Origin of the sequence: Nocardia brasiliensis (assembly GCF_011801125.1) — a bacterium.
Taxonomy (GTDB): domain Bacteria; phylum Actinomycetota; class Actinomycetes; order Mycobacteriales; family Mycobacteriaceae; genus Nocardia; species Nocardia brasiliensis_C.
Genome location: NZ_CP046171.1, coordinates 3,561,467 through 3,575,279, shown reverse-complemented (window position 1 = coordinate 3,575,279; position 13,813 = coordinate 3,561,467). Strand labels below are relative to the sequence as shown.

Annotated in this window: 12 protein-coding genes and 1 riboswitch; of the genes, 5 read left to right on the top strand and 7 right to left on the bottom strand. The window is 68.1% G+C overall.

The window, feature by feature from the left end; all coding sequences use genetic code 11:
- Positions 1 to 50 precede the first annotated feature (50 nt).
- The 7 genes from gcvP to F5X71_RS16225 all read right to left on the bottom strand — a co-directional run bounded on the left by gcvP (position 51) and on the right by F5X71_RS16225 (position 7,511).
- Complete coding sequence (gene gcvP, locus F5X71_RS16255; protein WP_167462722.1) at positions 51 to 2,873, bottom strand: aminomethyl-transferring glycine dehydrogenase; 2,823 nt, start codon at positions 2,871 to 2,873, stop codon at positions 51 to 53.
- 150 nt (positions 2,874 to 3,023) lie between these two features.
- A riboswitch (glycine riboswitch) is annotated at positions 3,024 to 3,116 on the bottom strand.
- Positions 3,117 to 3,364: 248 nt separating this feature from the next.
- On the bottom strand, positions 3,365 to 3,958 hold the full coding sequence (locus F5X71_RS16250; RefSeq protein ID WP_167462721.1) for a MerR family transcriptional regulator: 594 nt from the start codon (positions 3,956 to 3,958) through the stop codon (positions 3,365 to 3,367).
- A 207-nt stretch (positions 3,959 to 4,165) separates the two neighbouring features.
- Entirely contained in the window at positions 4,166 to 4,639 is a 474-nt protein-coding gene (locus F5X71_RS16245; protein ID WP_167462720.1) for a bifunctional nuclease family protein, read from the bottom strand.
- Positions 4,640 to 4,885: 246 nt separating this feature from the next.
- The gene (locus tag F5X71_RS16240; RefSeq protein WP_167462719.1) at positions 4,886 to 5,686 is read right to left on the bottom strand and encodes a MerR family transcriptional regulator; all 801 of its coding nucleotides are present in this window, start codon (positions 5,684 to 5,686) and stop codon (positions 4,886 to 4,888) included.
- 100 nt (positions 5,687 to 5,786) lie between these two features.
- On the bottom strand, positions 5,787 to 6,266 hold the full coding sequence (gene garA / locus F5X71_RS16235) for a glycogen accumulation regulator GarA (protein WP_014984396.1): 480 nt from the start codon (positions 6,264 to 6,266) through the stop codon (positions 5,787 to 5,789).
- A 168-nt stretch (positions 6,267 to 6,434) separates the two neighbouring features.
- Positions 6,435 to 6,833, bottom strand: coding sequence for a glycine cleavage system protein GcvH (gcvH, locus tag F5X71_RS16230; RefSeq protein ID WP_167462718.1), 399 nt, complete (start codon positions 6,831 to 6,833; stop codon positions 6,435 to 6,437).
- A gap of 81 nt (positions 6,834 to 6,914) precedes the next feature.
- Positions 6,915 to 7,511: a CDP-alcohol phosphatidyltransferase family protein gene (locus F5X71_RS16225; RefSeq protein ID WP_167466507.1), complete on the bottom strand. Its 597-nt coding sequence runs from the start codon at positions 7,509 to 7,511 to the stop codon at positions 6,915 to 6,917.
- A 229-nt stretch (positions 7,512 to 7,740) separates the two neighbouring features.
- Between F5X71_RS16225 and F5X71_RS16220 the strand changes: the two genes are divergently transcribed.
- From F5X71_RS16220 to F5X71_RS16195, 5 genes are all read left to right on the top strand, one after another.
- Positions 7,741 to 9,444 (top strand): GMC oxidoreductase, encoded by a 1,704-nt coding sequence (locus tag F5X71_RS16220; RefSeq protein WP_167462717.1) that lies wholly within the window; start codon positions 7,741 to 7,743, stop codon positions 9,442 to 9,444.
- Positions 9,445 to 9,538: 94 nt separating this feature from the next.
- Positions 9,539 to 10,936 carry a DUF2252 domain-containing protein gene (locus tag F5X71_RS16215; protein ID WP_167462716.1) on the top strand — a complete coding sequence of 466 codons (1,398 nt, stop codon included), beginning with the start codon at positions 9,539 to 9,541 and terminating at the stop codon, positions 10,934 to 10,936.
- A 101-nt stretch (positions 10,937 to 11,037) separates the two neighbouring features.
- Positions 11,038 to 11,931 (top strand): nuclease-related domain-containing protein, encoded by an 894-nt coding sequence (locus F5X71_RS16210; RefSeq protein ID WP_167462715.1) that lies wholly within the window; start codon positions 11,038 to 11,040, stop codon positions 11,929 to 11,931.
- Between the two features lie 171 nt (positions 11,932 to 12,102).
- Positions 12,103 to 12,738 carry a phosphatase PAP2 family protein gene (locus tag F5X71_RS16205; protein ID WP_238815927.1) on the top strand — a complete coding sequence of 212 codons (636 nt, stop codon included), beginning with the start codon at positions 12,103 to 12,105 and terminating at the stop codon, positions 12,736 to 12,738.
- A gap of 221 nt (positions 12,739 to 12,959) precedes the next feature.
- Complete coding sequence (locus F5X71_RS16195; protein ID WP_167462714.1) at positions 12,960 to 13,805, top strand: LLM class F420-dependent oxidoreductase; 846 nt, start codon at positions 12,960 to 12,962, stop codon at positions 13,803 to 13,805.
- The last annotated feature ends 8 nt before the right edge of the window (positions 13,806 to 13,813 follow it).

The window sequence follows — 13,813 nt, the reverse complement described above, 5'->3', positions numbered from 1 at the left end:
GTAGGGCGCGGCGGACCACTGCCGGGTGCCGAGCACCCGGCAGCGCGGCATCAGTCGGCGTACGCCTCCAGCGGCGGGCACGAGCAGACCAGGTTGCGGTCGCCGTAGGCGCCGTCGATGCGACGCACCGGCGGCCACACCTTCGCCCTGGCATGACCGAGTCCCCGTGGGTACACCGCGGTTTCGCGGCTGTACGGGTGGTCCCACGCCCCGACCAGGCTCGCCGCGGTGTGCGGCGCGCCGCGCAGCGGGTTGTCGGTGACCGGCCATACGCCGGCGCCGACCTGATCGATCTCCTTGCGAATGGCGATCATCGCCTCGATGAAATCGTCCAGCTCGGCGAGGTTCTCGCTCTCGGTGGGCTCCACCATCAGCGTGCCCGCCACCGGGAAGCTCATCGTCGGCGCGTGGAAACCGTAGTCCGCCAGACGCTTTGCCACATCGTCGACGGTCACACCGGTCTGCTTGGTGATCTCGCGCAGATCCAGGATGCACTCGTGCGCGACCATGCCGTGCTCACCGGTGTAGAGCACCGGGAAGTACTCGTCGAGCCTGCGCGCGATGTAGTTCGCCGAGGCGATCGCGGTCAGGGTCGCGCCACGCAGGCCATCGGCACCCATCATCCGGATGTAGGCCCAGGTGATCGGCAGGATCGACGCGGAACCGTACTTCGCCGCCGACACCGCGTGCGAGTCGAGCTCGAGCGGATCGCCCGGCAGGTACGGCGCCAGATGCGACCGCACGGCCACCGGACCGACGCCGGGGCCACCGCCGCCGTGCGGAATGCAGAAGGTCTTGTGCAGGTTCAGGTGGCTCACGTCGCCGCCGAACCGGCCCGGACGGGCAAGGCCGACAAGCGCGTTCAGGTTGGCACCGTCGACGTACACCTGCCCGCCCGCGTCGTGCACCAGCGCGCACAGCTCGGCGACCTCGTGCTCGTACACGCCGTGCGTGGACGGGTAGGTGATCATGATGCAGGCCAGCCGGTCGGCGTGGTCGGCGATCTTGGCGCGCAGGTCGTCCAGGTCGACGTCACCGTTGTCCCGGCACTTCACCACCTCGACGCGCAGCCCGGCCATCGCCGCCGACGCCGCGTTGGTGCCGTGCGCGCTGGACGGAATGAGGCACGTATCCCGGTGCGTGTCACCGCGATCCAGGTGGTAGCGCCGGATCGCCAGCAGCCCGGCGTATTCGCCCTGACTGCCCGCGTTCGGCTGCAGGCTGACCGAGTCGTAACCGGTGATCGCCGAGAGCCACTGCTCCAGATCGTGGATCACCCGCAGCAGGCCGGGGGCGTCCTCGACCGGCGCGTACGGGTGCACCCGGGCGAAGCCGGGCCAGGTGATCGCTTCCATCTCCGCGGTCGCGTTCAGCTTCATCGTGCAGGAGCCGAGCGGAATCATGCTGCGGTCCAAGGCGATGTCCTTGTCCGACAGCGACCGCAGGTAACGCAGCATCGCGGTTTCGGTGTGGTACTTGGTGAACGCCGAATGCTCGAGGAACGGCGAGGTCCGGTTCTCGATCGCGGCGGCAGGGGCGGGCGCGGGCTGCTCGGAAGACAGTGCGGTGCCGAACGATTCGAGCACCGCCGCGACGTGCGCCGCCGTGGTCGCCTCGTCGCAGGCGATGCCGACGTGATCGGCGTCCACCAGCCGCAGGTTGATTCCCCGCGACTTCGCCTTGGCGACAACGGCTTCCGCGCCGCCGGGCACGTGCGCCAGCACGGTGTCGAAGAAGGTGTCGTGCACGACCGCGCCGTCCAGCCCGGCCGCGATGGCGGCGGCATGCCCGTGCACCCGGCGCGCGATCGCGCGCAGGCCGTCCGCGCCGTGGTAGCTCGCGTACATCGCGGCCACGATCGCCAGCAGCACCTGGGCGGTACAGATGTTCGAGGTGGCCTTCTCCCGGCGGATGTGCTGTTCGCGGGTCTGCAGCGCCAACCGGTAGGCGACATCGCCGTCCGCGTCCACCGACACGCCGACCAACCGGCCGGGCAGCTGCCTGGCATACGCCGTGCGCACCGCCAGATAACCGGCGTGCGGGCCGCCGAAGCCGAGCGGCACGCCGAAGCGCTGGGTGGTGCCGAAGCAGACATCGGCGCCCTGGTCACCGGGCGAGGCGATCAGGGTCAGCGCCAGCAGGTCCGCGCCGACCGCGACCAGCGCACCGCGCTCGTGCGCGGCGGCGATCAGCGACGTCCAGTCCACTACGCGGCCGGACGCGCCGGGCAGCTGCACCAGTACGCCGAAGAAGTCACCTTCCGGCAGTTCGCCGGCGGAAAGGTCGGCGGGCACCAGCTCGATACCCAGCGGCTGGGCCCGGGTGGTGAGCACGGTCTTGGTCTGCGGGAACAGGTCAGCGTCGATGACCAGGCGGGCCGACTTCGAGCGGCTCGCGCGCTGCAGCAGCGTCATCGCCTCGGCGGCGGCGGTCGCCTCGTCCAGCATCGAGGCGTTCGCGACGTCCATACCGGTCAGCTCCGCGACCATGGTCTGGAAGTTGAGCAGCGCCTCGAGCCTGCCCTGGCTGATCTCCGGCTGGTACGGGGTGTAGGCGGTGTACCACGCCGGGTTCTCCAGCAGGTTGCGCACCAGCACCGGCGGGGTGAGCGTGTCGTAGTAGCCGAGGCCGATCATCGAGGTGGCGACGGTGTTCGAGTGCGCGAGGGCGGCGAGCTCGGCGAGCACCTCGTGTTCGGTTGCCGCGGCGGGCAATCCGGTGAGCCCGGAGCCGTCCAGAATGCTGGCTGGCAACGCCTTGGTGGCGAGCTCGTCGAGCGAGCCGACCCCGACGACGTCCAGGATCCGGGCGAGTTCCTCCCGGTCGGGTCCGATATGGCGGTCGGCGAATGAGCGAGTCACGGCAGCTCCCATGGGTCGGGCGGGTCGACGTCGTCGACGGATACCAGCCCTCTCCCTCTGTCGTGGCGCCTGAGAGATTCGGTTGCCGCGACCTGAGCCGAGCCCCTTTCCCCGTGGGCGGGCGGCTCCACTTGTGGCAGGCCACCGCTTTCCAGAGACGTCGAAGCCCGTACGGTCCGTTTGCCTGAGAGATTGACGGAGAGGTGCTGCTCCTTCGGCGCCCGGGCAAACCCGGAACTCTCCCGCACGGCGGCGACGCGCCACCAGTTTATGCCGACGCCACGCCGATGCGCGCCACCGGCTCCCCTCCATGCCGTGTCGCGCTGCTCACGCGCGGCGCGTGGCCGACTCGCCGGAGTCTTTTCATAGTTAGATGCGCATATCCTCGTATCATGATGTATTTTCCGGCCGGTAGGCGCTCGCTGAAAATTCAAGTGCCACATCGCACAACACCCCGCTACCCTCGATGACGGGGAGGCGGGGTGTTGTGTTGGCTCTGTTGATCAACCTGTCTTGCGGTTCATCCGTGCCTTGCGCCGGAACGACAGCTCGTCCTCCGGCCGCTCGGTCACCGCGGACGCGCGTTCGGCCGGGAAGTTGGCGATGGCGCCGGTGAGTTCGTGCATGGCGCCGCTGATGGCGATACCGAAGACGCCCTGCCCACCCTGCAGTAAATCAACGACCTCCTCGGGTGAGGTGCACTCGTATACCGAGGTCCCGTCCGAGAAGAGCGTGATGCCCGCGAGGTCCTGCACTCCCCTGCTGCGCAGATGGTCGACCGCGATCCTGATGTTCTGTAGCGAGATGCCCGCGTCGAGCAGCCGCTTCACGATCTTCAGGACCAGAATGTCCTTGAAGGAATACAGCCGCTGGCTGCCCGAGCCGGCGGCGCTGCGAATGGAGGGCACCACCAGTCCGGTGCGCGCCCAATAGTCGAGCTGCCGGTAGGTGATCCCGGCCACCTGGCATGCACTGGGCACCCGGTAGCCGACTAGATCGTCAGGAACCGAGTCGTCCGGGAACAGGCCTGGCTGTACCACATCCTGCGATTGCTCTGCCACTGACCACTCCCTTGCTTCGCCGACGGCTAGCCTCATCGATGACCCGGCTCCGTTTCGACCACTGCTGCACTACCGAACTTGGCCAAAACGGACGTGGCCCAACTGTCGAGATTACTCCCCTAGATTCTCCAGGGAGCACCATCGTCGAGCCAAACGCGACGCGCGGTCAAAGTCTCAAGCTCTAGTTCAGAGCTGATCCCCCGGTCATCCCGGGAAAAACCCGGGACGCCGGAAAGATCCTGTTCAGCTATCGGTGGCCTTGAAATCGTCGGGCGAGACCGACTCGAGGAACTCCTTGAACTTCTCCACCTCGTCCTCGCGCTCGTCCGGCATGACCAGCCCGGCCTCCTCGAGCACCGGCTCCTCGGCATAGATCGGGCAACCGACGCGCAAGGCGATCGCTACCGAATCGGACGGCCGCGCCGAGATGTGCAGATCGTTGTCGAACACCAGATCGGCGTAGAACGTGCCCTCTTGCAGGTCGACGATGCGCACCTCTTTGAGCGTGTGCCCGAGCTCGGTGATCAGGATCTTGATCAGGTCGTGGGTCAGCGGCCGGATGGGCGTGACGCCCTCCTGCTCCAGCACGATCGCGGTCGCTTCGGCCTGCCCGATCCAGATCGGTAGATACCGGTCCCCCGACACCTCACGCAGCAACAGCACGGGCTGATTCTGTGGCTGTTCGACACGAATGCCGATGACCCGCATTTCACTCATGGCTGCGCCTCGCTCCGCTCAGCTCCGCCATGTGCGAAGCACGCTGCAACATGATTCGCTCGCTTCGCTCACTCATCGCACTGCCTCCCATGTCCAGGCCGCCCGGCACGACCACCGCAGAGCTCGCCGTACCACGAGTCTAGGCGAATGCGCGCGGGTGCAGCGATGCGTGTGCACAGCCGAAATCGGCGTGTTGGATGACCGAAACCTGACACCACATCCCGGCCTGGCGATTCGCCGGGATGTTCAGCCGCCCAGCGACGTCCGCACCGACGACTTCACCAGACAGGCGTGCAGCGTCAACGACAGCGCCGCCAATTCGCGCACGGTTTCCTCGGCTCTGGCGCGCGCGCCCGCGTCCCTGCTCTTGGCGATCGGGGCGGCGATCTGCGCGACAAGCGCGGCTTCGCGATCGGCGGCGAGCTTGAACGCACGCAGATGTCGTGCCTCCAAACCGAATTCGGACATCGCCTTGGCGGTCTTGGCCAGCGTCACCGCGTCCCCGTCGAAGAACCCGGCGGCACCGGGGGTGATGAGGTTGGCGCGGATCAGATCGTTCAGGAACGCGTCGTCGATCTCGGCCTTCGCGAGCAGATCCGCGCGGGTGAGCCGGATTTCGTGATCGAAACGCAAATCGTCGGGGGAAATCTCGCTGGGCACCACGCCGAGCCTCCTCGGCGCCGCGGCACCGTTGCTGTTCCCGCCGGACGTGCCGGGGCGCTCGGAGGCCGACCCGGTCGAGGTCGGCTCCGAGGCACCCGCGCGGCCGGAGTGCGCTCGAGCGCGGGCTTCCCGCACTCCGAGCGACGCCGCGCCGCTGTCGATCGCTTCGAGTTGTTCCTTGATCACCTTCAGCGGCAGGTATTGATCGCGTTGCGCGGTCAATACGAACCGCAGCCGTTCACAATCGGCGACGGAGAACCTGCGATAGCCCGAGGGCGTTCGCTCCGGCCGAATGAGGCCTTCCGCTTCCAGGAAGCGGATTTTCGAGATGGTGACGTCCGGAAAGTCCGGGCGCAACAGGTCGAGCACGGAGCCGATCGACATGCCTCCGCGTGCCCATTGCGCCGCGCCCGTCACAGTGCCCTATCCCTCGACACAGCGCACACACTCATGACCCCGAGCCCTTCGACCCGACGCCGCGTGCTCATAGGCTCCCTGCACCCGTTTCGCTCACCGACGCCTTCGGCCCGGTGAGGAACACCAGACGGAACTTGCCGATCTGCACCTCGTCGCCGTTCTGGAGTTCCGAGGAGTCCACCGGCTCCCGATTCACATAGGTGCCGTTCAGGCTGCCGACATCGACCACCTGGAACGAATCGTCGTCCTGACGGAACTCGGCATGCCGACGGCTGACGGTGACGTCGTCGAGAAAGATGTCACTGTCGGGGTGGCGGCCCGCCGACGTGGTCGGCTGATCCAGCAGGAACCGCGAGCCCGCGTTCGGACCGCGCTTGACGACCAGGAGGGCCGCACCAACGGGCAGACCCTCGACCCCTTGGACCGGCTGTTCACCGGTCGGCTCTCCGGAGCGCGACGCGTCGACCTCGTTCAGGAAATCCGCGCGAAAGACCGACGTCGTCTCGGCCGCGGTCTCCCCGTAACCCGGGTCTTTGTTCTCGCTCACCGTTTCTCTCCTCCTCGAACCTGATTATCCATGCAAGCAGGTGATACCTGTGGCACCACGACCTGCCGTCGAGTCCCTAGATTCCCGGCAACAACTGCCGGCGCATCTGTTGGCATTGACCGTACCCTGCCAGGGCGTGCCCGTGCAGGTAGAACCGGGAAGGCTGCTTCAGCCCCCGATAACTCCTTGATAACCTGCCGCATCCAGCAGCTCACCCAGTGTCGCGTCGAGGCCGGCGGCGTCGGCGACCTCCAACTCGAACAGCCAGCCGTCACCGTACGGGTCGGTGTTCAGCGTTTCCGGCTGCTGCACCAATTCCTCGTTCACCGCAACAACTTTCGCGCTCAGCGGCGCGTAGATGTCGGAGACGCTCTTGGTCGACTCGACCTCGGCGATGCTGTCTTCGGCCGCCACGTCCTTGTCGGTTTCGGGCAACTGCACGAACACGACGTCACCGAGCTGTGACTGGGCATAGTCGGTGATTCCCACCCGAACGCGGGTGGGGCTCAGGCGCCGCACCCACTCGTGCTGATCGGTGTAGCGCAGGTCCTCGGGGGTCTGGGTCACAGCCCGTCCGTCCTTTCATCGTGATCGTGTGTGCGCAACTCTATGCGAGGGTCGGCCGATAGTCCGACCCAGCGCTGCACCTTACGTGGACCGGTGTGGCACAGCCGGTATCGCGCGGGCGACCGCGATCGCTTTGCCGGTGTAGAGCAGGCCGGTCCATACATACACTGCCGTGCCCCAGACCAGTAGTGCCCCACCGAAGGCGCGTCCGAAACCATCGAGTGCCCAATCCATCTCCCCGGCGAGCAACCAGGGCAGCGCGGACATCAGCGCGAAGGTGGCCGCCTTGCCCAGATAGATGACCTCGGGCGGCGGCAGATCGCGGCGGCGGTAGATCGACAGGGTCAGCGCGAGCACGGCTTCCCGGCCGATCAGCAGCACCGCGACCCATACCGGAAGCAGACCGCGGATCACGAAGGCCGCCAGCGTCGTCACGAGGTAGAGCCGGTCGACGAACGGGTCGAGCAGGGCGCCCAGCCGCGACGACTGATCGAGCAGGCGGGCCAGCTTGCCGTCCAGGAAGTCGGTGACGCCGCTGGCGATCAGCAGCGCGAACGCCCAGCCGTCGGCGCGCTGCACCAGCATCAGCCACAGCAGCAGCGGAACGCCCAGCAGGCGCAGCACACTGAGGACATTCGGGACGGTGAGGATGCGGTCGGCGAGGACGCCGCCGAGCACGCCGCCACCGCCGGCGCGTACCTCCGGTTCCGTGCTGCCCGATTCGGTTGTCACGCCCAGTGCTTACCGCACCGACCCCGCTCGGCGCCATCCAGGCACGCCGCATCCAGCGAGATCGGCGTGCGACGATGGTTTGCACCACAGCTCGTCGATGAAAGAATGAATATGAAATTATCTCATCCATCGGCGCGGCGCGGACCTGCCGAACGGTTGGTGACGAGAGGAAGTCATGCCCACATTCGACTACGACGTGGTAGTGATCGGCTCCGGTTTCGGCGGCAGTGTCAGCGCCCTGCGGCTGACCGAGAAGGGATATCGGGTCGGCGTGCTCGAGGCCGGCAGGCGATGGAACGCCGAGGACATCCCGAAGTCCAACTGGAATGTGCGCAAATCCATCTGGGCGCCCCGGCTGGGCCTGACCGGTCCGCAGCGGATCAGCGTGCTCGGCAAGTGCGCGGTGTTCTCCGGCGCGGGCGTCGGCGGCGGCTCGCTCATCTATGGAAACACCCTCTATGAACCGCTGCCCGACTTCTACACCGACAAGCAGTGGGCCCATATCACCGACTGGCGGGCCGAGCTGGCGCCCTACTACGACCAGGCCCAGCGAATGCTCGGCGTCGCGCCGAACCCGAGGATGACCCCGGCCGACGAGGTGATCCGGGAGATCGCCGACGACCTCGGCGTCGGCCACACCTTCCACGCGACCGACGTCGGGGTGTTCTTCAACGAGGCCGACCCCGGCACCGAGGTCGACGATCCTTATTTCGGCGGTGTCGGACCGCGCAGACGCGGCTGCGTGCACTGCGCGCAGTGCTTCACCGGTTGCCCGCACAACGCCAAGAACACGACTACCACCAACTACCTCTACCTGGCCGAACAGGCCGGAGCCGAGGTGCACCCGCTCACCACCGCCACCGCGGTGCGCCCGCTGCCCGACGGCGGCTACGCGATCGAGACGCAGCGGCCCGACCGCTGGATCCGCAAGGAGCGCAAGACCTTCACCGCCGAGCAGGTGGTGTTCGCCGGCGCGGCCCTCGGCACCCAGAAGCTGCTGCACAAGATGCGCGACGAGGCGGTGCTGCCGCGGCTGTCCCCCAGGCTCGGCGAGCTCACCCGCAGCAACTCCGAGGCGATCCTCAACGTCGTCAGCCGCGCGCGCAGCGATTTCGCCGAGGGCATCGCCATCACCTCCTCGATCCACCCGGCCGAGGACACCCACATCGAGGTGTGCCACTACGGCAAGGGGCAGAACGCGCTGTTCCCATTGTCGGTGCCGATCGTCGACGGCGGCGCGTTCCGGTTCCTGCGCTTCCTGCTCGCGATCGTGGTGCATCCGCTGGTCTTCCTGCGCAGCCTCAATGCCAGGCGCGCGTCGGAGAAGTCGGTGATCCTGCTGGTCATGCAGTCGCTGGACAATTCACTCACCTCGTTCCGCAAACGCGGGCTGCTCAAGACGAAGCAGGGCACCGGCGAGCCGAACCCGACCTGGATCCCGATGGCGCACGACATCGGGCGCCGCTTCGGCGCGAAGGTCAAGGGTGACACGCACGGCCTGGTGATGGACGTGTTCAACATCCCGGCGACCGCGCACTACATCGGCGGCTGCGTCATCGGCGACACCGCCAAGACCGGCGTGGTCGACCCGTACCAGCGGGTGTTCGGCCATCCCGGCCTGCACATCGCCGACGGGTCCGCGGTGACGGCCAACCTGGGCGTCAATCCGTCGCTCACCATCACCGCACAGGCCGAACGGGCAATGGCGTTCTGGCCCAACAAGAACGAGCAGGACCCTCGGCCCGAGCTCGGCGCGCCCTATCGGCGGATCGCCCCGGTGGCGCCGAAGCATGCCGTGGTGCCCGCCACCGCACCGGGGGCGTTGCGGTTGCCGATCACCCCGGCGGACGCGACGCAACCGCCGGTCTCGGCCCCCTGAGTACGGGCTCGATCGGCACCGCGAGATACGGCGGCAGTGACGTCAGCCATGGCGGCTGCCTGCGGTGGCAGTTTTCCCGCTAGCGTCAGCTGCTGTGTCAGACAACCGTATCGATTTGCGCACCTACACCCCGGCCGCGCAGGTGCGCGCTCGCGGGCGGGAGATCCGCCGCCGCGTTCCGGTGACCGCGCGCGATCGCGCGGCCACCGGCGCCCGGCGCCCGGACGTGCTCGAGTTCGTCGGGGCGAGCAACGTCGGCAGGCTGGCGCATCTGGTACCGCTGCGGATCGGACGGATGCTCGCCTCGCCGTTCACGTTCTATCGCGGTGCGGCGGGGCTGATGGCGGCGGATCTGGCGGGCGGGCCCGACACCGGGCTCACCGCCCAGATCTGCGGTGACGCGCACGCCGGGAACTTCGGCCTCTACGGCACCGCGCGCGGCGAGATCATCATGGACATCAACGATTTCGACGAGACCGTGGCCGGGCCGTGGGAGTGGGACCTGGAGCGCCTCGCCGCGAGCCTGGTGCTGGCGGGCCGGGAAAGCGGCGCGAACGAACAGGACTGCCACCGCGCCGCCTGCGACGCGGCACGCTCGTATCGGCTCGCCGTCGGTCAGCTCGCCGATCTGCCGTTCATGACCTCGTGGACCGCGCTGCCCGACGAGTCGATCCTGAGCGCGGCCCAGGCCGACGACCTGATCGACGATTTCAAGAAGGCGGCGAAGAAGGCGCGCAAGAACACCAGCGCCAAGGTCGTCGCGAAGTGGACCGAGCATCTCGAGGACCACGAGACCGGCATTCGCAGGCACCGATTCGTCAGCGACCCACCGATTCTCACCCCGGTGACCGATCAGGTCGCCGCGGCCGTCACCGACGGCCTGGAGCGGTACGCGGGCACCCTGCGGGAATCACGGCGGCATCTGCTCGAGCGATTCGCGGTGTCCGACATCGCCTTCCGGATCGTCGGCACGGGCAGCGTCGGACTGCACACCTATGTGGCGTTGCTGCACGGCAACGCAGGCGAGGCGGTGGTCCTGCAGATCAAGCAGGCCGGTCCGTCCGCGCTCGCGCCGTACCTGCCCGCCGTCGCCCCGCGGCACGAGGGCGAACGAATCGTGCAGGGCACCAGGCACGTTCAGTCCGAGACCGATATTCTGCTCGGCTGGACCAGCATCGACCCCGCCGACGACGGCGTCGAATTGCCGTTCATCGTCCGGCAATTCCGCAATCTGAAGGGCAGCATCGATCCGGCCGGATTATCCGCCGACGATCTCGACGACTACGGCAGGCTGGCCGGCGCGCTGCTGGCCCGCGCACACTCCCGCTCGCTCGATCCGCGCCTGCTGGCAGGCTATCTCGGCGACGACGAGCGTTTCGAGCACGCGGTCGCCGCCTTCGCCCAGCGCTACGCCGATCGCACCGAGGCCGACCACGCGGTGCTGGTCGAGGCGGTGCGCAGCGGCAAGATCGCGGCCGATCCCGCGCCATGAGCCGCGACCAACACGCCGACTGTTGCCATGACGGCGACGAACCCGGCGCCGCACCTCGTATCCTGTGAGCTGTCGAGTGTCGACGTGAAGGGCGGTCGTCAATGCTGGTGCGAGTGCAGAACGCCGCGGGCACCAATGCCGAGCGCGCGCTGATCGATTGGCTGCGCACCTGGAAGGACCCGGGCAGCCCGAAGGGCGTTGCCACGATCAACTGCAGTCTGTTCCACCAGGATCGGCTGCATCAGTTCGACGCGGTGGTCTGGACGCCGACCAGCTGCGTGGTGATCGAGGCCGAGGCCTTGGTGGCACGCCAGGACGGGACACTGGAGATCCCGCTCAACGGCGCGTGGACGATCAACGGCGAGCCCGCGGCGACGGAGGGACGCGACCGGCGCACGCCGCTGGAGAAGTCGCGCGAACACACCTTCGCGCTACAGAACTGGCTGGCCGCTCGCGGTCTCGGCCAACGGGCGGTGCACGGGCTCGCGCTGATCGTGCCGTTGCGTGGTGCGCAGCTGAAGATCCAGCAGGCCTGGAGCGACCCGAGCTTCGACGTGATCCTCGGCGACGACCCGGCCCGGCTGCGGCACTACTTCGACGTGCTCGCCGAGCAGGAGAAGCACCTGTGGACGGCCAACGACGTCGCGGTCGCCTTCCGTGGCCTTGGCATCCTGCCCTACCTGCCCGCCCCGCAGGAGCTGCTCAACGAGGGCTTCCTCGGGCCGATCGACATCACGCTGTGGCACGGTGGCCCGAATCAGGCGCAGGCCGAGGCCTATGCCGAGGAGCTGGCCCAGGCCGAGCGCGAAGCGAGCAAGCCGATCTACGCGGTCGAAGCGCCCTGGTACAGCCCGTGGAAGCTGTATCCGCGCGAGACCAGGGACATGGATTTCGGCAAGACGTTCATGCGGATCACCCTCGCGGTGGGCATGCTCATCGCCTTCGCGTGGGTGCTGTGGTTCGTCATCAGCGCGGTCCTGACCTACGGGCCCTGAGCCCGCGTCACGGCTTGCGCGCCAAGGTGTTCAGGCCGATAAGGCGCGCGGTGTTGCCCAATTGCCGGAGCCGGTCCCTGCTCTCGCACCAGGCCGTGTCGTCGCGCCGCGGCGGGGCGGGGCGGGGCAGCCGTACGCCGACGCGAACCTGCCGATGACTATCGTCGACCGGTGCCCGGATCGCGACAAGACGCCATTCCACGGGGCGTTCGCACCCTCGGCGTCGCGGCGGCGGGCGCCACCGTCACCGCCACGCTGCCCGCGACCTTTCCATCCGACGGCGGCCCCACGGCACTGGACCGCGCGCTCGCCGCCCCGATTCATGCCGCACTCGACACCCGGCCGGGCCTCGCGCACCTGCTGGTCGTCCCGAGCAACGGTTACCTCCTAGTGCCCTTGCTGGCGATCGCCGCGGGCTGGTTCGCCTACCGCCGCCTATGGCGTAGCGCCGTACTCATGCTCGCGACTCCCGCGCTGGCGGTCGCGCTGAACGCGTGGGCATGGAAGCCGCTGTGGCACCGCCCATTACACGACTACCTGGCCTATCCGAGCGGTCACACCGTGCATCTGGTCGCCATCGCGACCACGTTCTTCGTGCTGATCGACTCGCCGCGCGCCCGGTCCTCCACCCTCGCCATCGCGCTACCCGCGCTGCTGGCGGCAGCCGTCGGCATGATCGGGCTGGACTATCACCTGCCGACCGACATCATCGGCGGCACCGCCGCAGCCGTCGCAATGACACTGACGTGCTGCTGGGCAGCGCGACCGACGCGGGGCACCCCCGCGACTCAACACAACTCCCACTGACGGCACCGCAACGATCGCGCACCGGACAAAGCTTGGTCGGCCTTCGGCCGGGCGGCGAGGTCGCCGACATGGTCACGTTCCTCGCCTCCGAGGCCGCCCGCTGGGTCACCGGTTCCTGCATCGACGCCACCGACGGAACGTTGCTCTGACACCGCGACCATGGTGCGTGCCGGAAAAGAATGGTAGAACTTGTTCTAATTTCGGCGATGGGAGCGCGTACGGTGCGGTACGGAATTGTGTTGTTCACCAGCGATCGGGGCATCACGCCCGCAGCGGCGGCGGTGGCCGCCGAAGGTGTCGGTTTCGACACCTTCTACGTGCCGGAGCACACGCACATTCCGGTGGTCAGAGCCGCGGCGCACCCGCAGACGGGCGACGCGAGCCTGCCCGACGACCGCTACCTGCGCACGCTCGATCCGTGGGTCGCCCTCGGCACCATCGCCGCCGTCACCACCAGGATCGGACTGTCCACGGCGGTCGCGCTGCCCGCCGAACACCACCCGATCACACTGGCCAAGACCATCGCCTCGCTGGACCACCTGTCCGGCGGGCGGGTCAGCCTCGGCGTCGGCTTCGGCTGGAACACCGACGAGCTCGCCCACCACGGGGTGCCGCCGAACAGGCGCAGGACGGTGCTGCGCGAACACCTGGACGCGATGCGCGCCATCTGGACCGAGGAGGAAGCCAGCTTCGAGGGCGAGTTCGTGCGATTCGGCGCCAGCTGGTCCTGGCCGAAGCCGGTCCAGAAACGGATTCCGGTGCTGCTCGGCGCCGCGGGCACGGAGAAGACCTTCGGCTGGCTCGCCGACAACGCCGACGGCTGGATCACCACCCCCACCGAGACCGGGCTCGACACGAAAATTGAGCTGTTGCAGCGTGTCTGGCGCGAGCACGACCGCGCGGGCACGCCCGAGATCATCGCCCTCGCGGGGCGCCACAATGCCGAACAGCTGGCGCAGTGGGCCGATTTCGGCGTCACCGAGGTGGTCTTCGGCATGCCCGATCGCGCACCGGAGGAGGTCTGCGCCTATCTCACCCGCCTCGCGGGCAAGCTCGGCATCGGCTGAGCCCGACC